Source organism: Gammaproteobacteria bacterium (assembly GCA_041395725.1).
Taxonomy (GTDB): Bacteria; Pseudomonadota; Gammaproteobacteria; order Pseudomonadales; family Pseudohongiellaceae; genus NORP240.
This window is the reverse complement of record JAWKZW010000001.1, coordinates 817301-838477: the sequence shown is the minus strand read 5'-3', so window position 1 is coordinate 838477 and position 21177 is coordinate 817301. Positions and strand designations below refer to the sequence as shown.

The window sequence follows — 21177 nt, the reverse complement described above, 5'->3', positions numbered from 1 at the left end:
GTAACTGATCAGAGGGTCCTTAGCCTCCGGTGTGAAAGTGGGCCATTGCCTCCATGCACAGATGGTTGTCCTGATTGGCTATCCACAATTGACACTGACCGTCTTCAAGCAGTTTTCCGCAGGCCCTGAAAGGCTGGTTATCAAATACCGGGCGCAGGGCCCGAAAGGAAAACTCCTGCAGTCTGATTGGCGCCTTGTTATCCGTTAACAGCTCCATCAGCAGAGTTGCCAGTAGCGGGCCATGTACAACGAGGCCCGGATAACCTTCTTTGCCCACCGCATAATCGCGGTCGTAGTGTATACGGTGGGCGTTGAAGGTCAGGGCCGAATAACGGAATAACAGCACAATGTCGGCACAGTGTTGCCTGCTGAAGTCCCAATCCTGAGGTGCCAGGGGAGCCTCGTTTACTGCAGTCGGTTCGGCGTTCGACACCGGTGCATCGCGGTACACGATATCGTGATGTTCCAGTACGGCAGGTTTGCCATCGACGTTAATCGCGTGTCGTACCAGCACAAAGGCCAGCCTGCCGCTGCGCCCCTGTTTCTGTGAGATGTTGTCTATGGTTGACGTTCGGGTCACCTCGCAACCTACGGGTATGTCCTGCAGGAAAGTCAATCTGCCGCCGGCCCACATGCGTCTGGGCAGTGTGATTGGCGGCAGAAATTCGCCCTTCGCGGGATGCCCGTCCGGCGCCAGCCGGGATTGCCTGGCCGGGGCATGGAAGTAGAGCCAGTGCCACAGGGGCGGCAGGCAGCCGGGTAGGCCGGCCGCTGATGGATCTTTGTCCAGCAGGGCGGCCATGGACGTCAGAGGCGCGCGAGTCACGCAGTCCTGCTCTTGCCGGGTTGTGCCGATCCAGCCGGCAAATTCATTCTGTTGGTCAGTCATGTCAGTCTCAGAAAACCTGTGGTAGCCTCAATACTTCGGTAGTGTAGCAGGAGAAGTTGGCAGTGACTGGCTTGCGCAGAAGTTTGCATTTTGTTCCCGGCATCAGTGAACGCATGTTCAATAAATCACTCACATTACCGGCGGACTCTCTGATCCTGGATCTGGAGGATTCCGTATCGCCAGACTTGAAGGAAGCGGCCAGAGCGCAGGTTTGTGACTGGCTCAGGGAAGCGGATTTCGCTGGTCGGGAGAAGCTGGTCCGGATCAATGCGCTGGACAGCCCCTGGGGCCGGCAGGACCTGGAAGCGATCATGCAGTCGCCGCCGGATGGCATTGTTGTACCTAAGATTACCAGTCTCAGGGACATCGAAGCGATTGATCGACTTCTTGTTGCCAGAGAGCTTGAACTTGATCTGGATCCGGTCGCTGTCCCGCTGCTGGTAATTGGTACCGAGGCGCCGACGGCCATCTTTAACCTGGCCAGCATGCTGCAGCACCAACGTATCGAGGCGGTGGCCTGGGGCGCCGAGGACCTCTCGGCGGCCCTCGGTGCTTTGGCAAAGCGGGATGCGCAGGGTAACTATCTTGAGGTGTTTCAGCTGGTACGGTCTCTGTGCCTGCTGGCTGCCGTGGCTGCAGATATTCAGCCCATCGACAGTCCGTTCGTCGACTTCAGGGACGAACAGGGTTTGTGTCGGGAGTGCAGCCTGACGGCCAGTATGGGCTTTACCGGTAAACTGACCATTCACCCTGCGCAGATCGACATCGTCAATGCGGCCTTCACGCCCACACCGGAGCGGGTCGAACAGGCACAGGAACTGCTGCAGGCCTTCGAAACAGCCAGGCAGCAGGGCCGCATGGCGTTTTCCTTTCAGGGTGAGATGGTGGACAGGCCGCATCTCAAAAGCGCGCAGAAAACCGTCGAGCGGGCCAGGCTGATCCAGGAGAAAACCCGCTGAGGCAGGTCAACGGATCAGCTGCGCGGCGGCCGCTGCTATTCCCAGATTGAGCGCTTCTTGAGCGGGATGTCGAGGGTGTTACCGTTGGCCTGGCCGACATGGATGATAAACGTGTCAGGGTCCGGGTTGCTGTAGCCCAGAGAAGCCATGCCGCCCTCCGATACCGCCACAAAGCGCACGCTGTCAGCGGTGATCTCAGCCAGCTCCATTTCCTGCGGTTCCGGGGTGCGAGGCTTGAAACCGGGATCAAACTGCTGGATGTGCAGTACCAGCGAGCCGTCCACTTCCTCGATGGTGATCATCTCGAACATGCTGGTTGCGTCGTTGCCGGTCATGCGCACCATGGAGGCGATCGAACTTCCCTCGGCCTTGATCCAGTTTTCTTCCAGCTGATTGGGCCCCAATGCGCCGGCCCAGTTGCCAGTCATCCAGCTCAGGTCTTCGATGACCGCCGGTGGCCCGGCAAAAGTGGTGGTGGCAGCAAGACTCAAAACTGCGGTGGCGCAAATATTCTTCATGCTCATTCAGAACTCCAGCTATCAAATCGTATTAGTGCCCCCCGACCCGTTGCAGGTTCGGGGGGGCTGTTACAACGGTCTTTAACGCGCTGCTTCCTCCGCAGCCATTCTTTCTTCGGCCCGATGACCGGAAAGAATATTCATCATGCCGTAATTTCCTTCGTGGCAGGCGTACTCATAAATATCATCCTCAGTGTAATCAAAGATGATTTCACGGGTGTACGGTGCTGTGTAGGTACCGGGATCATGAGAGGTCAGCTGGTACTGGAGCGCCGTATCGCTGATGCGGGTAAGGCGTTCCACATTGACCTTGCTGACCGTGTCCGGCCCCGAGTCACTGCGCTCAGAATAGTTGGTGGTTTCGATGACCAGGGTATCGCCTTCCCACCAGCCGCGGGAGGCGCCGTGCCAGAGCCTGATATCGGCGTCGATCGGGGGTTTTTCGATCAGTGGCACTATACGGGCATCATGGGCCATCTCCTGGTACAGCACCACGTGATCCTTTGATTGAACGATCTGCCAGTAACTGTTGTAACCGGCGCTCAGGCGCGGTGCGCCGAAACTGACGCAGCGCTCGCCGAGGGGCCGGTCCAGCCAGGAGTCGGCGGGATGGGCCGCGCGCCATTCCCGCAGTTCCCGGGCGGCCTGAATGGCGGCTTCGGTGCGCGGCGGGTATTTGCCGTTGGGTGGATCGATAATCTGCGAGGTGCGTCGATGAATGGTGCGTTGCGCCATCCACTGGGAGTCGTAATTTCCCGTGGAAGGATCGTAGGAAACGATTTCACCGCTGAAGGCGGCCTGCAATACCCCTTCGCCGAACAGCGCATCTTCACCGGCGGCGTATATTTCCTGCAGCCGCTGTTCCAGGAAAACGACATCCTCATCGGTGAGAAATTCTTTGTCGCCGAACAGGTCGGGCCGCTCTACCGGTGTAATGGTGTTGTTCTCCCAGACGCCCTGCAGGTCCGGGTGTCCGTCGATGGTTCGGGGCATTTCCCAGGCCTGGTCTTCCTGGGCCAGTACCTGGCCTGTGGCCAGGAGGTTCAGGGTAAGGGCGAAGACAAGATTGGGGGCAGAGGCGCGGAAAAAAGAGCTGCAATTTGCTGTTATTGCTTTCATGGCACAACTCCAGACTGGTTGTTAGGGGGCGCCCTGGCCAGGGTTGCTTACCGGATATTACTGATTAAACAGGTAACTGCAGCTATCTGGACCCCAGAGCGGGGCGTTTTCAGATTGTTCAGGGATCGTAACCAATGTCAGAAGCAAAGTCGAGCCACGGGGTCTCGGGCAGATACAGCCTTCTGACCACGCGCTTTGCCTGATCTGCAACGACCAACAGTTGCGTGGACTTCACCCCCGTTAGCTTTTATTCTGCGGAACTCCGGTTGCAAAGAAACGTTACTCATGTCGACTGCCACTCACAACACCGCCCTTATCCCTTCACTGACGCAGGCACTGGTGTGTTTTCTGGGCATCTTCGGGCTGCTTTCCACCGGTCTGTTCCTGCTGGCCGTGGATCTGCACAGCCTGATGTTTCTCTGCCTGCTATGGGCCGGTGCGCACGCAGCAATACTTGGCTACGATTTCCACGCCATCCGACGGATGATAAGCGAGGCAATCAGCCAGGCACTTCCGGCTATCTACATCTTCGTGTTGATCGGCATGGTGATTGCCAGTTTCATGCAGGCGGGTACCATCGCCAGTCTGATCTATTTCGGGTTGAGTATTCTCAATCCCGCCTGGTTTCTGGTCGTCAGCCTTCTGCTCTGCAGCGCCATGTCACTGGCTACCGGCACATCCTGGGGCACGGCCGGGACTATGGGTGTGGTGCTGATGGGTATCGGAGGCGCCATGGGTGTGCCCCTTCCACTGGTGGCGGGAACAGTCGTGGCAGGGGCCACTTTTGGGGACAAGATGTCGCCGATTTCCGATACCACAAACCTGGCCGCCATGAGTGCCGGTACCAGCCTGTATCGCCATATCGGGTCGATGCTGTATACCACGCTGCCCACCTATCTGTTGACGCTGGTCCTGCTGGCTGGTGTCGGTGCTTTCCTGACCCCGTCGACGGTGCCGGGCAGTGATATCGATACCCTGCGCCGTGCCCTCGCAGGCGCCTACCGTCTGCAGCCGTTTATCGTGTTTCTGCCCCTGCTGGTCATGGTGGTATTGAGTGTGCGTCGTGTCGCCGCGGAAGTGACCATGTCCGCCAGTATTGTGACCGCATGCCTGGTGGCGATCTTCTATCAGGGAACGGATTTCACCGTGGTATTGAACGCTCTGTGGCTGAATACGCCGGGTAACACCGGCATCGAAAACCTCGATGGTCTGCTGGGTCGAGGCGGTATCAGCAGCATGGCTTGGACCCTGCTGCTGGCGCTCATGGCACTGGCACTGGGGGGTGTGTTGCATGAGAGCGGTATGCTGGCGCGCCTGCTGGCGGGCCTGTTGTTACGGGTTAAACGGGTCGGTGCTCTGATCGCCACGACGATCGCCGCCGGCCTGGTCGGCAACATGGCCATGGGTGAGGCCTACATTTCCATTATCCTTAATTGTCAGCTCTTTAAATCCCACTATCAGGCAATGTCCCTGGACCCTGCCGTGCTGTCACGCAGTGTCGAGGAGGGATCAACCCTTACCACCGGCCTGATTCCCTGGACTACCGCAGGCGCATTCTACTCGGCCACTCTGGGAGTGTCGGTGATTGAATACGCGCCCTATGCCTTTTTTAACTACCTGAACGGCGTGGTGGCTGTAGTAATGGCGACCCTCGGTATCGGGCTGATGAAAGAAAAGGTGGCTGAGCCTTCTGTGTCCGCCTGAAGGGAAAACAAACCCAGGGAGCCTCTGATCAAGTACCACCCCCAGAGCATTGTGGTACTTAAGCAGAGGTACCTTAGCAAGGGGTTTTAAAGCGTGGCAATCGTCCGCAATTGGCATTGTGGCAGACGTCATATTCTTTACTCAGTGGGTTTGGCGAAAATCGGCTTCTGCAGGAGTCAGACCGGACAGCGGCCGGTTTTCAGTCAGACCTGATCAGAGGCTCGCTGATTCTGTTTCTGAAGTGTTTGAGGTATCCTGACCAGTCAATTCAGTTCCCTTTTTGCCGGAGACCCTGAAATGGATAACATACCCACATTGGCAATCATATTCGGATTTGTAAGCTTCTGCGTCTACATGGATTACCGGGTAAAGTTGATCAAGGCCCGTTCCAGCTCGAACGGCTCTGAACTGGCGGCAATCAATGCGCGGCTTGAGCAGAAGACCCGGAACCTGGAAGAACGGGTCAGGGTGCTGGAATCCATTGTTACCGACAAACGGCACCGCCTGCAGGAAGATATCGATTCCCTCTGAGTCAGGTTTTCAGACTATTTTTAATGCCTCAGTGGCCACCCGGCTGGATTTTCAACAGCGTGCCTGTCAAACAGTTGGCCTGTCCCAGGTTCAATGCTTTTGGCGGCGGATCGCATGGTGTACAAAAAACGGTGTCAGAAATTCATTGAGCAGTGTGGCGCCGCTAACGATGGCCACCATGGCGTCCCCGTAACTGCCCTGGGCGGTGCCGAAGGTGTCGCGGGCATTCAGGGGCAGGCCGACGTAAGCCTGAATTCCTCAAGCCCACTGCTGAAGCGAACGTCCCAGGAGTCCACCACCCAGACCGGGTCAAGTGCGAACGCCCGCCGCTGAATATTTTCCAGACCAAACTGAGCGAAATAAGCTTCAGCCCAGACCTGTGCGATTTCGTGTGCCGCGGTGCCCAGGTTGCGCCCCCAGAAAAGGCGACCTGACGCTTTGTCATCAAGGCTGATGCGGTCGAGCTCCATGAGCACCTGTTTCATCCAGCTGCCCTCTATTATGCCGGCGTAGATCTGATCGTCCGGGCGTAAGGGAATCTGCTGGTAGGCGTCTTCCCGCGGGTGGCCAGCTCCGTCAAGTAATGGTTGTCTCAGTGGATTATCCTGGCAGAGGGCCTGTTGAAATAGCAAAGTCCCGGTAGCAAGCAGAATGATCAGCACGTTGTTCATAGGGCCAGGCGTCCAGAGTCAAATGATCAGCATCGCCTGACGCGGGGTGAGGCGCGCTGGATTTCGGGGTTTTCAGGTCAGGTAAGCTGACCGAATACCTGATCATAGGTTAGCCAACATACACCGATGGTGCAGCGGACGGAAACACGGGTGTAGGGGATTGCGAATTGTCATACAATCAGGATCTGATTCTGGTGACGCGGGGGCTGCGTTTGCGTCGAAAAGCCGAAGAGCAAAGAACAAAATGCCAAAGCGCCAAATCTCCGCAGGGCCAGTATTTTCCGCGATCCAGAGATCCAGAGATCCAAAGAGCAACAAACCAAACTAAAACTCCAACCTGTCAACACACCCGGAAACCAGGCAGACTCAATGGCCCGTCGTTTGAGAACAGCCGGTAGCACCGGGTTTGAGAGTCTGAGTTCTTCATGAAAGCCGTAATCTGGACACGCTACGGGCCACCTGAGTCGCTGGTGGTTCGAAACCAGGATAAGCCGCGACCCAGGGCCGGTCAGGTGCTGATTCGCAATGCGGTGGCCAATATTTTTGCCGGTGACGCCGAGCTGCGCCGTTTTCAGATCAACGGCCTGTTCTGGCTGCCGGTAAGGCTGGCTGTGGGTTTGTTCAAGCCACGGGTAAAGATTCTGGGGCAGGAATTTGCCGGTACCGTGGAAGAAGTCGGCGCGGGCGTCACCGATTTTGCGCCGGGCGATCGGGTTTTCGCCCCGACCGGTATCGGCGGCGCCTATGCCGAGTTTCTGTGTCAGAAAACCTCGCTGCTCACCCGTATTCCTGAGGGGGTGAGCTTTTCCGATGCAGCCTGCCTCTCGGTGGGGGGGACCAATGCCCTGCATTTTCTGCGCGTTGCTGAGGTAAAAGCCGGAGACAGGGTATTGCTCAATGGTGCGGGAGGCAGTATCGGGACGCTGGCCATCCAGTTGGCCAAGATCATGGGCGCGGAAGTTACCGTGGTGGACAGTAGTCGCAAGCTGGGTACGTTACTGTGGCTGGGCGCCGATCATGTTCTGGATTACCGTGAGGATGACTTTACCGCGCACGCGTCTGTTTACGATGTAATCATCGACATTGTCGGAGGAGCCTCCTACAAAGGCTGTCTGCGAGCGCTGCAACCGGGTGGCCGCCTGGTGCTGGGTAATGCGCCGACCGCACAGATGTTTCGCCGGCTGTGGAGTCGCTGGGCCACGGATCGCAAGGTGCGCATCGCACTGGCCGGTTACGAAAAGGCCGACCTCGAGTATCTGGCCGGCCTGCTGGGGGAAGGAAAGATCAAGCCGGTGATCGAGCGCAGCTACACAATCGATCAGATTGTCGAGGCACACCGCTACCTGGAAACGGGGCGCAAAATCGGTAACGTTTTACTGGCCCTGCCGGTTGATGGCGCCTGACCCGATTGCCTCCGCTCGTCACCCCGCATTTTATCTGCAATCGATGCCCGCTGCGGCGTCAGGCAGGTCAGGTGTCCCCACAGGCGCCGGTAGTTTTTCCGTAGCCGGATATTCTGGAGCTCTGTAAATTCAGGCTTTACAGAGCACTAGGGGCGGACTCTGACGTATTTTTCAAACCGCTGCCGACCGACCTGACCGGCGTAAATGTTGCCTTCGCTGTCGGAGGCCAGGAATTCAATGCCACTGCCGTTGGGGATTTCGTAGTCGGGTATGAATTCGGTAATCCAGCCGGTCCTGGCGTCGCCGATACGGATTCCCCGTTGCCAGCCGCGGTTCCACTGCTGCCCCGACATCCCGTCGGCCACGAGAATTCTGTCGTTGCTGTCGATCCAGATGCCGCTGGGGCGGCCGAACTGGGTCCAGATATCCAGCAGCTCGCCGTCCTGGCTGAAAATCTGAATCCGGTTATTGCCGCGATCCGCCACAAAAAGTCGCCCCTGGGAATCTATTTTGAGATCGTGGGGGTCGTTGAAACGGCTGACTTCCCGACTGAGGGAGTCGATGCCGCCTCCCAGTTGCAGCAGCAGGTCGCCTTGTGGAGAAAATTTCATGATCCGATTGTTGCCACCCCGGTGGCCGTCGGCTATCCAGATCTCACCGTTCTGGGCAACGACGATGGCGGCCGGGCCATTAAAATGACCTGCATCATCTCCGGGCACGCCTGCCTCACCCAGGCGCATAAGCACTTCCCCATCCTGGTTCAGCTTGATGGCCTGGTGCCCCATGCCGCGCTCAAAGCCCGGCTGACCCCGGGCATCGCCGTCGGGCGCACCTTCGGTTACCCAGATATTCCCGTCAGCATCCAGGTCGAAGCCATGGGGCCAGGCAAACAGCCCGGCACCGATACTCTTTACCACCCTGCCGTCGCGATCCAGCTTGTGAATTGGTGGCAGGTCAGAACCGGCGCACTGATTCGTGCCGCAGCGCTCCATGATCCACAGGTGCACCCCGTCGGGGTCTGGATGTACGCCCGTAACGACGCCCATGGGGCGATCTGCCGGCAGCTGGCCCCAGTGATAAATGACCTGGTAGGGGTTGTCTGCGGTGGCCTGGGCAACCAGGGTGGCCGGCAGAAACGCAGCCAGGCACAGCAGTATCCCGCCCAGAGGGCGTTGCAGGTGTGCGAACCGAACCATTAATGCCATGGTTTACTCCTTGGGGTTGTCGTATTGTGAGGCCGATAGAGAAACCGGGTTGTCGGGCTTCCGGGCTCTCCGGCCGGTCTGGATTCCCAAGATACCCCATTTTCCTGACGCATAAAAACCGCCTGGAGCAATAAAAGCCCCAGTGTGGGAACTGCCAGAGGTTTTGAAAAGCCGGCGAAAGCTCAAAAAAAGCCGGGTACAGGCAGGGGCCTGTCCCGGCTTTACAGAAGGGAGATTGTGAAGAAAGTTTGCTGAGCGACTAGAGCTCGAAGTCCATGGAATAGCTGACCACGAATTTGACTTCGTCATTGTCCAGGAAAGCCGGGCTATCTTCATCACCTGTATCTGTGTCGGTGATCATGAAGCTGAAACCGTCTTTGGCAATCGAAATGTTGTAGTCGAGGTAGTCGCCGGTTACTCCGTTAAAGGCTTCATTGAAATCGCCTTCGTGACGGCCAACGTGGAAGCCGACTTCCACACCATTGCCCACTTCCATGACATAGTCAGCGTAGATATAAGTCGCTTCGCCAAAACCAAAGTCCTGGCCCGGTCCCTCATCGGCTTCGGTGTCTACCAGGATGTAGGCACCAAAAGTAAATCCGCCAACACCGATGGAGCCATACAGTTCGCTGAAGTCAAACTCGGCTTGGGCGTCGTAGTTGTAGTACAGGTAACCCACATCGTAGGCCAGGCCGCCCGCTTCACCAGAGAAACCACCGTAGATATCGTGCTCGTAGTTGAAGAGGCTGTTGTCTTCGTTGGTGTAGCTGACGTTGGATGCCCAGGTGCCCAGGTAGAAACCACTGTCCGCTGCCCAGTCCAGGCCGCCAGAGACGGCCGGGTCGTTGACACTCTGAGTGAGTCCGCGCCAGATATAGTTGTTGCTTACGGCGACGTTGGCTGTCAGCGATTGAGCCTGCACAGAGCCGACAGTCATTAATAAACCGGCAGCCGCTAAAGAAAGAATTCGAGTTTTCATAAGCTGATCTTGTCCCTTGAATGGTTTTAAAAAAAGGCAGTTTTTGCCCCCTGCCACGCCTTGGAGCAAGAACCACGCCAGAATGCTGCATGCCTTGTCTTTCAAGGCCTGTAGCCGTTTATGACAAAATGTGACAGGGGTCGCAAAACACGTGACGCACCAATAAAGTGCGTGAATGAAGGGGTGTGCCGGGTTGTAGTGCGGAGAATGGGTGGTGGCCGGGTTCTAAGGCAGAATCAGGCGCTATTGTGAGGCAAAAAAACGGCCGGGTTTTACGCCGGCCGTCGCAGGTCTTTGCTTTCTGTCAGTCTATTGTCAACGTGACAGCCCCATTACAGGTCAGGGGAGGACGGTAACCTCCAGGTACTGATCCTGGTAGAGTCCACCATCGTCTGCACGGGCCCAGAGCAGGTACTGGCCAGGCTCGCTGAAAGTGACCTCCACGTCGTAAAGGCCGTTTTCAGGGGCTTCCGGTGGCACCCACAGGGCACTCCAGGGGGAGTTGGCCGCAGTACGGGTGTCTTCCCAGGGTTTGACCTGCGGGGGGTTGAAACTGACTTCGCCTGGACCACGGTACTTGTTCCAGGACAGGAACAGGCCGTTCACCTTGCCCACGGTGACGCGGGAGGGGGGGCTCAGGACGCCTTCTTTCCAGGCTTCCATGCTCTCTGGTCTGAAATTGGTGGAACTGCCAACCCGGCCGGGTTTGGGAATCCCGTCGTCGATTACCCGGGCCTGCAGGTGCATGGCTTCGCCGGCCCGCACGGAGCGGACGCGATCACCTATGATTTCCACACTGGGGGGCACGTTGGCGCGTGACTCCGGGCTGCTGGTGCCGGCACCCAGGGAGCCGGTCTCGGAGGCGATAATGATGTCGTCAACTTTGTAATCCGGCATCAGGGTCGCAAAGGCGCTCTTGGTTACACCGTTGGGTGAAGTCAGGGTCCAGACCAGTTCGTCATCGGTGCTGAAATCTCCGGGTACGATGACCTCAAAGGTGAACCGGTTACGTCGGGGCAGGAAGTGTGTTGGCTGCCCCCGGTCGCCGTCGCCTGGCGAGAAAAAGTTGTCCTCGCCCACTGGAATGTCGGGGGTTTCTTCCCAGTTTTCGTTGAAGTAGCCGAACATAAGACTGATGGTGCCGTCCTCGTTCGGTCGCCAGCCCTCATAGGCGGGTTCCACGTGCTGACCCTCACGATAACTCAGCTGTGCGAGAGACTGCTGGCTACTGACCACGGTGAGCAGAAGAGACGCCAGGCTAAGTGTCATGGCGCGGCGCAGTAATGAAAAGGCATTCTTCATGTCAGTTCGCTCCCTGGAAAGCGATGTCGTCACTGAGATCTGTATCACTGTCGGTGGTTTGAGGGACCGGTGCTACAAGCGGTGCCAGGCATAGCGGACAGCCTATGACATGGTCATTGGGGCCGAGATTCAGATTCTGGCGACGTTCTTCCATGGCTTCGAAGAACTGCTCCTCACTTAAAGTCACGCGAATACCCAGATCGATAAACATGTTGGTTACCGAGCGGTTGCCGGATCCCTGCCAATTGCGCGGATCAGGCACGTTGGGATTCTCCTCGGTATTGTTGAAGTAACCGACGATGTGCAGGATCGTGCCCTTGGGAAGCAGCGGTGCATAATCGTCCTCATAGGGATAACCGCGTACCCAGTTGTGGTCATATCCGACGCAGGACAGGGTTTCCACCGTGTAGCCCCAGATGGCCTCCAGACACATCCGTTCACCGGGTGCATGCAGGTGGGGCTCGAAAGTAATGATCTTGGTGTGGTCGTTCAGCACCGTGTAGGCGTGCAGTTCCTGGTCTTTTTCGTTACCGGCAATGCTGATATCCACGCCATTGTCGAGGCCCACGCGGGATGGCTTGTACTTCGGTTCATAGCCCTTGGGGTGGAAACGGAAACCGATTTCCAGGTGGCCGGTTGTATCGCGGCCATTGGAGTGCATGTGGACCGAATCGGTGGCGAATACAGAGCCGGCACGGAGCAGTCGACCTGCATCTTCATCGAAGATGTCCGGGTTGCGCCCCACTTCATGGACCGGCCAGCTGACTGTCTGGTCCGCAACCGGATTACCGTCTTCGTCATGAACCTCGGTGCGCCAGATCATGTGGTGAAAAATATAGCGGCCACCCACCGTATCACGCCCGGAGCCGCCGGTAGGGACATCGTTGGTTTCGACGATTTCCACGGATTTCACATACCGGTCCTCGGTCAGGCCGCTGGGGACCCTGGCAATCTCACCCCACCAGTCCGGCCGACCGGCAGCCATGAAGAAGTCTTCCGTGGTAATCACCAGGTCCGGCTCACCCAGCGTCCATTTGACGCTGTCATTGAAAACCAGTGCCGTGGGAGCGTCCGCCACGTCGCCCTTGGGCGTACCGGTTCGCGTCCAGCGGGAGATCGCCTCGATTTCCTGATCGCTCAGGGAGGGATCATTTTTAAAATGCTGAATGCCGATTTCTTTCTCGGCGTACCAGGGTGGCATGGCGCCGGCTCGATCCCTGATACCAGTCTTGTATTCGATCAGGCCGGCAAAGGGAGCGACCTGCTCGTAGGTAACCAGTGGCATGGGCGCCACGCCCCCTTCGCGATGACAATTCTGGCAGCTGCGCTGCAGGATTGGTTCGATGTCCTTGTGAAAAGTGACATCCTGGGCAGCCGCGGATGAGGCCAGCGCCATGGCAGCTATTGCCAGCGATGCACTTGAAAACAGTGAACTGAGTACTCGCATTGAAATTTCCCCTCTCTACTGGAAAAAGTCAGACCGGAAAACACCGGTGTTGCCGGTGAGTCACGTCCTTGGCGGAAAGTTAGCGGAAGCTGAGGTTCCGAACGGCTCTTGGACGCTGTTATTGTGGCTGGACATCGTCAATACGGCGGCCAGACCCGGGCCATACTAGTGGAATTGGCACCACAGCGACATTGGAAAGGAGGGTAAGTTTGAGATAGATCAAACCAGCGCAACAGGGGCGTGGGACCCCTGCTGCGCGGTCAGAAGGTCAGTCCGGCAGGCTGAAAACGTACAATGCATTGCCGTTGTCGGGGTGACGGATTTCCGGGGCAATTACCATGGGTACGGTACGGGGGCTGGAACCCCCCAGGGCAGCGGTCACGCCGATGTACTGCTTGCCATCCACGGCAAACACAATGGGGTGACCCTGCACCGTGGTACCCAGGCGGGTTTCCCAGAGAATCTCGCCGGTTGTCACGTCATGGGCGCGGAAGTAGCGATCCAGGTCACCGACAAAGACCAGATTGCCGGCGGTGGACACGGTGCCGGTGTGAAAGGAGGCGCGCTGCTCGTATTCCCAGATTTCCTCCAGGGTATCCACATTGTAGGCCCCCAGCTTACCCATGTTGCCGTCGGAGCCGGGCATTTCGAAGAAGCGCCGGCTGGAAGCCAGGCCGCCGCCGCCCTCCACCAGTGCCACCTCGCGGGCATTATTCTCCAGGCAGGTCTGGCTCAGGGGCGCGATCAGGGTCCCGGTGGGGGCGTGGTAAGTCATGGAATGCCAGTCCTTGCCACCGGTGCTGCTGGGGCAGACGGGAATCCACTGATCCAGCTGTGCGTTCTGGATGTCTTCCCGGTAGGTGACCAGCCCGGTATCCGGGTCGATGTGGGTAAAGGCGTTCTGAAACACGGTCTCCTTGTAGCCAAGGAACTCGCCGGTCACCCGATCATTTTTCCACAGGATGCCGTGTTTGCCGAGGGACAGCACGATTTTCTGATCCCCCCGGTCCACCAGCACCCGCTCGAATACTTCATCCAGGTCCAGCGCCTCCGCCGGCACATGCTGGAAGAACCAGTTCAGCTCGCCGGTGTCCACGTCGATAGCCACGGTTGAATTGGTGTACAGACCCACGTCGTTAATGGACATGTGGCGGCTCGGTGGCGCCCAGGGCTTCTGCTGGGCAGTACCCCAGTAGGTCAGCTTCAATACCGGGTCGTAGCTGCCGGTTATCCAGGTTTCCCCGCCAGCGCGGTAAATGTCGTCCAGACCGCCCCAGGTGTCGCCCCCTACCGGGTCGTCGGACTGGGCAATGGGATTCCATTCCCACAGGCGCTCACCGGTATTGGCGTCGTGAGCGGTCATGTAACAGTTATCCTCGATGTACCGGGCGCATCCCGCCTGCCCCTGGATGATCTTGCCGTCGGCTATGATCGGGCCGCTGGAATTGACGAACCCTTCTCCAACGTCCGCCACGACGGTTTCCCAGACCTTCTCGCCGGTCCGGGCATCCAGGGCGATGAGGCGTGAATCCGTGGTCGCCTGGATGATTTTGTCATTGTAGAGGGCAATATTGCGCATATCCTGCCGATTGGCAGGACCGCTGTGATGCTCCCAGATCAGTTCACCGTTCCTCGCATCCAGAGCCTGGATGATGTTGCTGGGATTGATGAGGTAGATCACGCCGTTGTACACAATCGGGGCAGGCTCCGAATCACCCTCCTTCATGCTCCATACCCATTCCAGGCGCAGGTCTTCAACATTGCCCGTGTTGATCTGGTCCAGCGGGCTGTAGCTGTGGGCGAAGTGATTGCGGCGCATCATGGGCCAGTCGGCCGGGTCCGGATTCGTCAGCATGGCATCGGTTACCGGAACGAAGTTTTCCACTGTGCCGGGAATAACCAGCCCGACCGGTGCTTCCGGTTCCCGTCGTTGCTGTGCGGGCGTGCTGCTCTGCTCCGCCACATAGGCGGCTATCTCGATATTGGAATCAGCCGTCAACGGATTGCGGCCCTGAATCATGCCATTGCTGGCGAAAATATGGGCCGCTATGTTGACATAGTCCGCTTCCCCGAGGTTTTCATTGCCCCCCGGTGGCATGTTGGCCTGGATATTGGCGATCAGTGCGGAAGCGGTCTGGCTGCCCCAGCGGGCCAGGAAGTCGTTGCCGGAGAGCAGTGGGCCCAGCGAGCCCCCCTGCAGGCTTGCTCCATGACAGGCGGCACAGTTGGCCCCATACAATGCGGCTCCCGCATCTGCCTGGCCTGCCGTGTAGGTGCGGGGGCCGGTGTCAACGGCCACGTCGTTGCCCGGCTCAGAACAGGCGATCAGCCCGGCACTCAGAATGACCGGGGCCGACAGCGCTTTGATGAACATTTTAGTTTTATTGGTTTGCATTGGCGTCAGTCCTCTAGGATTCTCTGAGTAACAGCCAGCCACGAATTTCGCCGCCTGGATTATTTTCGCTGTGAATAACAATGTAGAGTTCTTCATTCTGCAGCGCTTGAACCTGCTCGGCCGTGAGTTCCAGGCTGCCGCTTACTTCGCCAGAAGGGGCAGATGTCACTTCTATGGCGCCGATCGGCGGACCGTTCATGGCCTTGGGAGCGTTGTGAATATGGGCAGCGGTGGCGGCCGAGCTCATGCCCTCATAGGTGCCGTTGAGGCTGAGGGTGGAACCGGTCAGACTGGCGAACACTTCCCCCACTCCGGTAATGGTCTGATAGGTCTGGGGGGTGACCGGCACCTCCGAGAGTCGCGCACGAAACTGGCTGGACTGGGCATGTGTCAGCGTGACAGCGATGCAACAGGCAGCCAGCAGGGCTGAAAGTTTGCTTAGGAATTTCATTCTTATTCTCTTTCCAGGATTGATTCAGGGTTGACGAAAAGGGACCTGCAGGCCTGCATTATACGCAATGTGGCCGGTTAGCCAATCTCGACCGGGTCAGCCCGGATCCAGCAGGCCCGAATAGCGGATACCACTCAGCAGGGCCATATCGCGATTCCAGGTGGCAATGTCTTCGTGGCAGAGCTGATGCAGGTTATTGTGGCCACAGGCTCGCGCCATCACCTGCATCAGGCTCACTGAGGCGGCGAGAAACCTGGCCAGGTTGTCCGCCGAGCGTTGCACGTCCAGTCGCCGCCGCAGCTCCGGCTTCTGGGTGGCAATGCCGGCCGGGCAATTGTTGGTATTGCACATCCGTGCGGCGACGCAGCCCACTGCCTGCAGTGCACTGTTGGCGATGGCTATGGCATCGGCGCCCATTGCCATGGCCTTGACGAAGTCCATGGGCAGCCGCAGGCCACCGGTAATGACCAGCGATACTCTGCCGCTGGCACCCTGTTCATCGAGGTACTTACGGGCTCGTGCCAGGGCCGGGATGGTGGGTACGCTGATGTGATCGCGGAATATTTCCGGGGCGGCGCCGGTACCCCCGCCACGACCGTCGAGAATGAGGTAGTCGGCGCCAGCGGCCAGGGCAAAGCCAATGTCCTTTTCTATGTGATTGGCGCTGAGCTTGAAGCCGACAGGAATGCCGCCGCTGATCTCCCGTACGCGATCGGCGAAGCGGCGAAAATCGTTTACGGTACTCAGGTCCCTGAAAGTCGGCGGTGAGACGGCCGGTTGGCCTGCCGGGATGCCCCGCACTGCGGCGATCCGGGCGGTATTCTTGCTGCCCGGCAGGTGTCCCCCGGTGCCGGTCTTGGCTCCCTGGCCGCCTTTGAAATGAAAGGCCTGCACGTCGAGAAGTTGCTGCTCTTCAAACCCGAACATGGCGCTGGCCAGTTCGTACAGGTAACGGCTGTTCTCCGCTTTCTCCTCGGGCAGCATTCCGCCCTCGCCTGAACAGATGCCGGTACCGGCCAGCTCGGCGCCTCGGGACAGGGCAATCTTCGCCTCTTCGGACAGGGCGCCGAAACTCATATCCGAAACCAGCAGCGGGATAGCCAATTGCAGGGGTTTTCTGGCTTCGGGACCGATCACCGTGCGGGTGGCTACCGGCTCTTCTTCCATCAGGGGTTTGACAGCCATCTGTGCGGTCATGATCTGTATGTCGTCCCAGTGGGGCAGATTGTGCCGTGGCACACCCATGGCGGACATAGGGCCATGGTGGCCGGTTTTTTCCAGCCCCTCCCGCGCCAGTTGGTGAATCAGTTCGACCTGGGGTTCCTCAGGGGTTGCCTGTGCCGTTGGCGGACCGTCCTGGTCCTGATCCGTGCCTGGTCCGGCCTTGCCGACCTGATCGGCACTGAACTGTTTGTGGCTGCCATCGCAGTACGGCGGGTTCGCGGTGTGCTTGCAGCGGCACAGGTAGGCCTCGCCCCCTTCTTCGGCACTGAAGGCCAACGGTTTAAACGACGTGCCCCTGTGGCTGCCGTCGCAGAAGGGCTGATTGACGGAACGGCCGCAGGCACAGAAGTAGTACTCCTCGCCGGCATTCAGCTCCACCTTGACAGGCGTATTGGCGGCAACAACCGGTTTGTCCATGGCGCTGAGCTCTCCTTGAATGGCTGACAGGGTTACTGACAGGTAAAGTTGTCTGCCGTCCAGTTAGCGGGATCGTTCTCACCGCCGACGGGGCCCGTGTAGCGGGCCCGCTGGGGAACCGGGCACAGGGGGCGCTCGTTATCCACCCGGCCATCGCTGCGATGAGTGGCGATAATGGAGTCCGGTGCAATGCCGTTCTCTACCCAGTCCACCAGAGCCGGCAGCTTGTCCCAGGTATTGGGTCCGGGGCCGCCGCCGCAGTGCCCCATGCCCGGTGCCAGGAACAGGCGGGCATTTTCGGCTGCTGCTTCGAAGCTGCCGTCAAACGTGACGTCGACCATTTCGCTGAAATAGGACACCGTCGCCTCGGCAACCGAAAGGGCGTCGGTCAGGCCGTGATAAACAATGAGTTTGCCGTCGTTGTCTCGCAGGAAGCTGCCCAGGTCCGGGTCGGTGGCATCCATGATGGCGCTCATCACACTGGCCTTGCCGGCGGTAAACTCATCGACACTGAACTCCATCCAGTGGTACTCAGGGTTCATGCCGGTCTTGCGCGGCTGATAGTCGATAGCGTTGAGTACGGGAATAGCGACCCCCGGATCCTGCTCGAAAAACAGGTAGTTCACATGATCACCGGCCGGACCGCTGAGCATGCCGGGCAGGTTGTTGTTATGGGCGCCAGGTATGAAAAGCTGCACCCAGTCCGGCTCGGAGCCCAACATTTTGCCAGGATAAATCACCTTGCCTTCACTGTCGGCGGCGCCGCGGTAAAAATCACTGATGGTTTGAATCTGATCCCCGGTGAAACAGCTGTCGGTGCTGACGCCGGCAGGGCATGCCCGGTCCGCCAGGTCGGTGACGGGATCGAAATTGCAGCTGAACGGGCTATCAATCACACCGTCCTGAACACCATCGATGGCATCGCACTTGCCGAGTACGGCCTCGTTCAGTATGTCAACCAGTCGCGTGCTGTCGCGTCGGCCATCGCCTGTGGTATCCACTGCCAGGTTGCCGGCCATGTCGTTTTTGAACATCTGTTGCAGATGCCACACGCCGGCTGCATTCATGGCCTGATAAAAGTTAACCGGCGCCCCGGCCACGATACCGTCGAAATCGTTCGGGTACCGCTGGGCTTCCATCAGTCCCTGCCGGCCACCGGTCGAGCAACCTTCAAAATAGGAGTACTGAGGGCGCCGGTTGTAGTAGGCGTCCACCAGTGTTTTGCCCGCCATGACTGTCAGATGCACGGCGCGGTGACCGAAATCGATTTCTGACTGCCGGTTGTTGAAGCCAAATGAGGAGCCGGGTTCGGTGCCGGTATCGTGGCCGGTGTTGCTGTTGGCGACCGCATAGCCTTCCGCAACCCGATGATCGGCAAAATCCAGGTCGCCATCTTTGCCCCCGTCACCCCATTGCAGAAAGCGGCCGTTCCAGTTGTGCGGCAGCGGCAGTTGCACATGGTAGTGAATTGCCGGATAGATGATCCCCCGGACGTAGCAGTGCGACTCCCCGTCCCGGGTAGTGCGCAGTCGTGCCGAGGTCAGGGTGAGGTTGCGGGTTTCCAGCAGTGCCTGGCAGGCCAGTGCATCGGCATCGGCAGCCGTCTGGGCCTTGGACAGCCCAGGCAGACCGAGCAGAGTAGTAGTTGTAAGAGCGAGGAGAAAAAATGGTTTCACGATGAACCTCTGTTTTACCCAATTCTGTAAGGCATTGGGTTTATTCTTGTGTCATCAAAGAGAGTACTATTGCCATGGCATTGATGCCTGGCATGACGGTCCTCTCAGCCGGATCAGTGGTGTAGCCTCCCAGGGGCCAGTCGACATTTAGCCATAGCCGTTGTCAACAGTCCAATGGCAAGCGCACCAGTACGCGGCCGTAGGAAGCCACGAAGGCAGGAGAAGAGAATAATCGCTGGTAGAACAGCTGAGGTAGCAATCAAGTAGTAAGACAACCGGTAACAGCAGTCAACAACAGGAGAGCCGAGTGGAGCAGGTAGCAGGCAGCCGATGTTTTGGTGGTGAACAGCAGCGATTCAGGCACAGGTCGGAAGTATTGGCCTGTGACATGCATTTTTCAGTCTTTCTCCCCCCGCTGGAGAATCAGCGCCGGGCGCCGGTGGTGTATTGGCTGTCCGGTCTGACCTGCAGCGACGAAAACTTTGTTCAGAAGGCGGGTGCCCAGCGGATCGCCGCAGAACTGGGGCTGGTCCTGGTGGCTCCGGATACCAGCCCGCGCGGGGAGGGTGTTCCCGACGACCCGGCAGGCGCCTATGACCTGGGGCTTGGCGCAGGGTTTTACCTGAATGCCACCCAGGCGCCCTGGCACAGGCATTATCGGATGTATGACTACGTGGTCAAAGAATTGCCCGGGCTCATCAACAGCCGGTTCCCGGTTCAGCCGGATGCCTGCTCGATTTCCGGCCACTCCATGGGCGGACACGGCGCCCTGACCATCGCCCTGAAAAACCCACAACAGTTCCGCTCTGTCTCAGCCTTTGCGCCAATCTGTTCCCCGACTCGATGTCCCTGGGGCATCCGGGCTCTGAGCAATTACCTGGGGGAAGATCGGGCGTCATGGGAGGATTATGACGCCTCGTTACTGATTGCCCGGGCCGCCAGCCAGATTCCGATGCTTATCGACCAGGGTGATGCCGACCAGTTTTTAGAGGAGCAGCTGCATCCCCACCTGTTGCTGGAAGCCGCCCGGGAGAGGGACTACCCGGTCTCGTATTTTTCCAGAATCGGCTACGACCACAGCTACTTCTATATTGCGAGTTTTATCGAAGAACACCTGCGCTGGCATCATGGACATCTGTCCGGCGGCTTCGACGCAGGTGCAGTTGGGGCCCCGGCACCGCAACAATGATCCGGGCAGAGCAGATCGCGCCGGTGATCCGATCAATGACCGGCACGGTCTGGCTGGTGTAGTCGATAAAAAGCCTCTCGCCGGCACGATGGTACTGAAGCATGACCAGGTCCAGCTTGCCTTGCCGGCTAGTAGCTAAATCGTCGGGTGACTTCAGGCCTGCTGTAAGGTTGGCAGCTTTGCCGTGGAATCAGCAGCAGGCTTGGTCTGGAATACGCAGGGCGGCACCGAACCGCAATCAGAGGGTTCTTATTCGGATTAGGATTAGGCTAAAAGGTGGTATTCCACCCTGATGGCACTATAATAGTGTACACATTTATAGGGTGTAGTTTGAGTTATGAAAAACATTACGTTAAGTGCGGATGAACATCTGATTGCAGCGGCTCGACAGCGCGCAGCCCGGGAACACACCACATTGAACGCCAAATTCCGTGAATGGCTGGAGGACTATGTGCAGCGTCAGCGGCAAGCGGAGGAGGCAATGGACCTGATACAGGAAATGCGTAAACATGTTAGTACTGGCGGACGCACTTTCAGTCGGGACGAAATGAATGAGCGTTAAGTTCATCGATACTAATATTCTGATTTATGTGTTTGATGACGTGCACCAGCGTAAGAGTGACATAGCTCAGAATATACTGTCTCAGGCCCTGAAAACCGGGGATTCGATTATCAGCTATCAAGTTGTGCAGGAGACCTTGAATGTAATCACCAAAAAATTACCAAAGCCGGCGACAGCGGAACAGGCAGATAATCTTCTGAATAGAGTTCTGGCTCCGTTGTGGAAGATAAATCCTAGCCGCGAGCTTTATAGCAGGGGAATTGCAATCAAGGCCCGCTACCAATTCAGTTTTTATGATTCCTTGATTATTGCGGCGGCTCTGGAAGCTGGGTGCAGCAAGCTCTACAGCGAAGATTTACAGCATGGACAGCGTATAGAACAGTTAGTCGTTATAGACCCATTCATGGAAAAAACGGCAACTTCTTAATCACCGGCAGGCAGTGTCGTATTATCTATGCCGCCGAAAAGATCCACTGCCCCGGTATCGAAAGAAAATCATATTGCTGCATTATGCCGATGTTCCGGGCTTGTGTACT

General features: G+C 58.0%; 19 protein-coding genes. 7 read left to right on the top strand and 12 right to left on the bottom strand.

Annotation, left to right across the window (positions count from 1 at the left end; genetic code table 11):
• Positions 1–19 precede the first annotated feature (19 nt).
• Positions 20–889, bottom strand: a complete 870-nt coding sequence (locus tag R3F50_03725) for a MaoC family dehydratase N-terminal domain-containing protein (GenBank protein MEZ5489412.1) — start codon at positions 887–889, stop codon at positions 20–22.
• A gap of 62 nt (positions 890–951) precedes the next feature.
• Between R3F50_03725 and R3F50_03720 the strand changes: the two genes are divergently transcribed.
• Positions 952–1848, top strand: a complete 897-nt coding sequence (locus tag R3F50_03720; protein ID MEZ5489411.1) for a CoA ester lyase — start codon at positions 952–954, stop codon at positions 1846–1848.
• A 35-nt stretch (positions 1849–1883) separates the two neighbouring features.
• Here R3F50_03720 and R3F50_03715 read toward each other — a convergent pair whose 3' ends face one another.
• Complete coding sequence (locus R3F50_03715) at positions 1884–2372, bottom strand: DUF6265 family protein (GenBank protein MEZ5489410.1); 489 nt, start codon at positions 2370–2372, stop codon at positions 1884–1886.
• A 75-nt stretch (positions 2373–2447) separates the two neighbouring features.
• A complete protein-coding gene (locus R3F50_03710) occupies positions 2448–3485 on the bottom strand; it encodes a hypothetical protein (protein ID MEZ5489409.1) in 1038 nt (345 codons plus the stop codon).
• 285 nt (positions 3486–3770) lie between these two features.
• Between R3F50_03710 and nhaC the strand changes: the two genes are divergently transcribed.
• A complete protein-coding gene (nhaC, locus tag R3F50_03705) occupies positions 3771–5189 on the top strand; it encodes a Na+/H+ antiporter NhaC (protein MEZ5489408.1) in 1419 nt (472 codons plus the stop codon).
• A 297-nt stretch (positions 5190–5486) separates the two neighbouring features.
• Positions 5487–5720 carry a hypothetical protein gene (locus tag R3F50_03700; GenBank protein MEZ5489407.1) on the top strand — a complete coding sequence of 78 codons (234 nt, stop codon included), beginning with the start codon at positions 5487–5489 and terminating at the stop codon, positions 5718–5720.
• 227 nt (positions 5721–5947) lie between these two features.
• Here the strand turns inward: R3F50_03700 and R3F50_03695 are convergent, their stop codons facing one another.
• Positions 5948–6391 (bottom strand): hypothetical protein, encoded by a 444-nt coding sequence (locus R3F50_03695; GenBank protein MEZ5489406.1) that lies wholly within the window; start codon positions 6389–6391, stop codon positions 5948–5950.
• A 425-nt stretch (positions 6392–6816) separates the two neighbouring features.
• Between R3F50_03695 and R3F50_03690 the strand changes: the two genes are divergently transcribed.
• Positions 6817–7794 carry an NAD(P)-dependent alcohol dehydrogenase gene (locus R3F50_03690; GenBank protein MEZ5489405.1) on the top strand — a complete coding sequence of 326 codons (978 nt, stop codon included), beginning with the start codon at positions 6817–6819 and terminating at the stop codon, positions 7792–7794.
• Between the two features lie 146 nt (positions 7795–7940).
• Here the strand turns inward: R3F50_03690 and R3F50_03685 are convergent, their stop codons facing one another.
• The 8 genes from R3F50_03685 to R3F50_03650 form a co-directional block, all read right to left on the bottom strand.
• Complete coding sequence (locus tag R3F50_03685) at positions 7941–8999, bottom strand: hypothetical protein (protein MEZ5489404.1); 1059 nt, start codon at positions 8997–8999, stop codon at positions 7941–7943.
• Between the two features lie 259 nt (positions 9000–9258).
• Positions 9259–9978, bottom strand: a complete 720-nt coding sequence (locus R3F50_03680; protein MEZ5489403.1) for a TorF family putative porin — start codon at positions 9976–9978, stop codon at positions 9259–9261.
• A gap of 339 nt (positions 9979–10317) precedes the next feature.
• Entirely contained in the window at positions 10318–11280 is a 963-nt protein-coding gene (locus R3F50_03675; GenBank protein ID MEZ5489402.1) for a hypothetical protein, read from the bottom strand.
• A gap of 1 nt (position 11281) precedes the next feature.
• On the bottom strand, positions 11282–12727 hold the full coding sequence (locus R3F50_03670; protein MEZ5489401.1) for a cytochrome c: 1446 nt from the start codon (positions 12725–12727) through the stop codon (positions 11282–11284).
• 268 nt (positions 12728–12995) lie between these two features.
• Positions 12996–15122, bottom strand: a complete 2127-nt coding sequence (locus R3F50_03665) for a PQQ-binding-like beta-propeller repeat protein (protein ID MEZ5489400.1) — start codon at positions 15120–15122, stop codon at positions 12996–12998.
• 13 nt (positions 15123–15135) lie between these two features.
• Positions 15136–15573 carry a CHRD domain-containing protein gene (locus R3F50_03660; GenBank protein ID MEZ5489399.1) on the bottom strand — a complete coding sequence of 146 codons (438 nt, stop codon included), beginning with the start codon at positions 15571–15573 and terminating at the stop codon, positions 15136–15138.
• A gap of 96 nt (positions 15574–15669) precedes the next feature.
• The gene (locus tag R3F50_03655; GenBank protein ID MEZ5489398.1) at positions 15670–17214 is read right to left on the bottom strand and encodes a glutamate synthase-related protein; all 1545 of its coding nucleotides are present in this window, start codon (positions 17212–17214) and stop codon (positions 15670–15672) included.
• Between the two features lie 32 nt (positions 17215–17246).
• Positions 17247–18890, bottom strand: coding sequence for a tannase/feruloyl esterase family alpha/beta hydrolase (locus tag R3F50_03650; protein MEZ5489397.1), 1644 nt, complete (start codon positions 18888–18890; stop codon positions 17247–17249).
• A gap of 307 nt (positions 18891–19197) precedes the next feature.
• Between R3F50_03650 and fghA the strand changes: the two genes are divergently transcribed.
• From fghA to R3F50_03635, 3 genes are all read left to right on the top strand, one after another.
• The gene (fghA, locus tag R3F50_03645) at positions 19198–20079 is read left to right on the top strand and encodes an S-formylglutathione hydrolase (GenBank protein MEZ5489396.1); all 882 of its coding nucleotides are present in this window, start codon (positions 19198–19200) and stop codon (positions 20077–20079) included.
• A 337-nt stretch (positions 20080–20416) separates the two neighbouring features.
• Positions 20417–20641, top strand: coding sequence for a hypothetical protein (locus R3F50_03640; GenBank protein ID MEZ5489395.1), 225 nt, complete (start codon positions 20417–20419; stop codon positions 20639–20641).
• Entirely contained in the window at positions 20631–21068 is a 438-nt protein-coding gene (locus R3F50_03635) for a PIN domain-containing protein (protein MEZ5489394.1), read from the top strand. The genes R3F50_03640 and R3F50_03635 overlap by 11 nt, the downstream gene beginning before the upstream one ends.
• Positions 21069–21177 lie beyond the last annotated feature (109 nt).

Excerpts from the sequence above, each read along its gene's own strand:
- R3F50_03725 (MEZ5489412.1), bottom strand. The coding sequence starts at position 889 with ATGACTGACCAACAGAATGAATTTGCCGGCTGGATCGGCACAACCCGG.
- R3F50_03715 (MEZ5489410.1), bottom strand. The coding sequence starts at position 2,372 with ATGAGCATGAAGAATATTTGCGCCACCGCAGTTTTGAGTCTTGCTGCC.
- R3F50_03710 (MEZ5489409.1), bottom strand. The coding sequence starts at position 3,485 with ATGAAAGCAATAACAGCAAATTGCAGCTCTTTTTTCCGCGCCTCTGCC.
- nhaC (MEZ5489408.1), top strand. The coding sequence starts at position 3,771 with ATGTCGACTGCCACTCACAACACCGCCCTTATCCCTTCACTGACGCAG.
- R3F50_03700 (MEZ5489407.1), top strand. The coding sequence starts at position 5,487 with ATGGATAACATACCCACATTGGCAATCATATTCGGATTTGTAAGCTTC.
- R3F50_03695 (MEZ5489406.1), bottom strand. The coding sequence starts at position 6,391 with ATGAACAACGTGCTGATCATTCTGCTTGCTACCGGGACTTTGCTATTT.
- R3F50_03690 (MEZ5489405.1), top strand. The coding sequence starts at position 6,817 with ATGAAAGCCGTAATCTGGACACGCTACGGGCCACCTGAGTCGCTGGTG.
- R3F50_03685 (MEZ5489404.1), bottom strand. The coding sequence starts at position 8,999 with ATGGCATTAATGGTTCGGTTCGCACACCTGCAACGCCCTCTGGGCGGG.
- R3F50_03680 (MEZ5489403.1), bottom strand. The coding sequence starts at position 9,978 with ATGAAAACTCGAATTCTTTCTTTAGCGGCTGCCGGTTTATTAATGACT.
- R3F50_03675 (MEZ5489402.1), bottom strand. The coding sequence starts at position 11,280 with ATGAAGAATGCCTTTTCATTACTGCGCCGCGCCATGACACTTAGCCTG.
- R3F50_03670 (MEZ5489401.1), bottom strand. The coding sequence starts at position 12,727 with ATGCGAGTACTCAGTTCACTGTTTTCAAGTGCATCGCTGGCAATAGCT.
- R3F50_03665 (MEZ5489400.1), bottom strand. The coding sequence starts at position 15,122 with ATGCAAACCAATAAAACTAAAATGTTCATCAAAGCGCTGTCGGCCCCG.
- R3F50_03660 (MEZ5489399.1), bottom strand. The coding sequence starts at position 15,573 with ATGAAATTCCTAAGCAAACTTTCAGCCCTGCTGGCTGCCTGTTGCATC.
- R3F50_03655 (MEZ5489398.1), bottom strand. The coding sequence starts at position 17,214 with ATGGACAAACCGGTTGTTGCCGCCAATACGCCTGTCAAGGTGGAGCTG.
- R3F50_03640 (MEZ5489395.1), top strand. The coding sequence starts at position 20,417 with ATGAAAAACATTACGTTAAGTGCGGATGAACATCTGATTGCAGCGGCT.
- R3F50_03635 (MEZ5489394.1), top strand. The coding sequence starts at position 20,631 with ATGAGCGTTAAGTTCATCGATACTAATATTCTGATTTATGTGTTTGAT.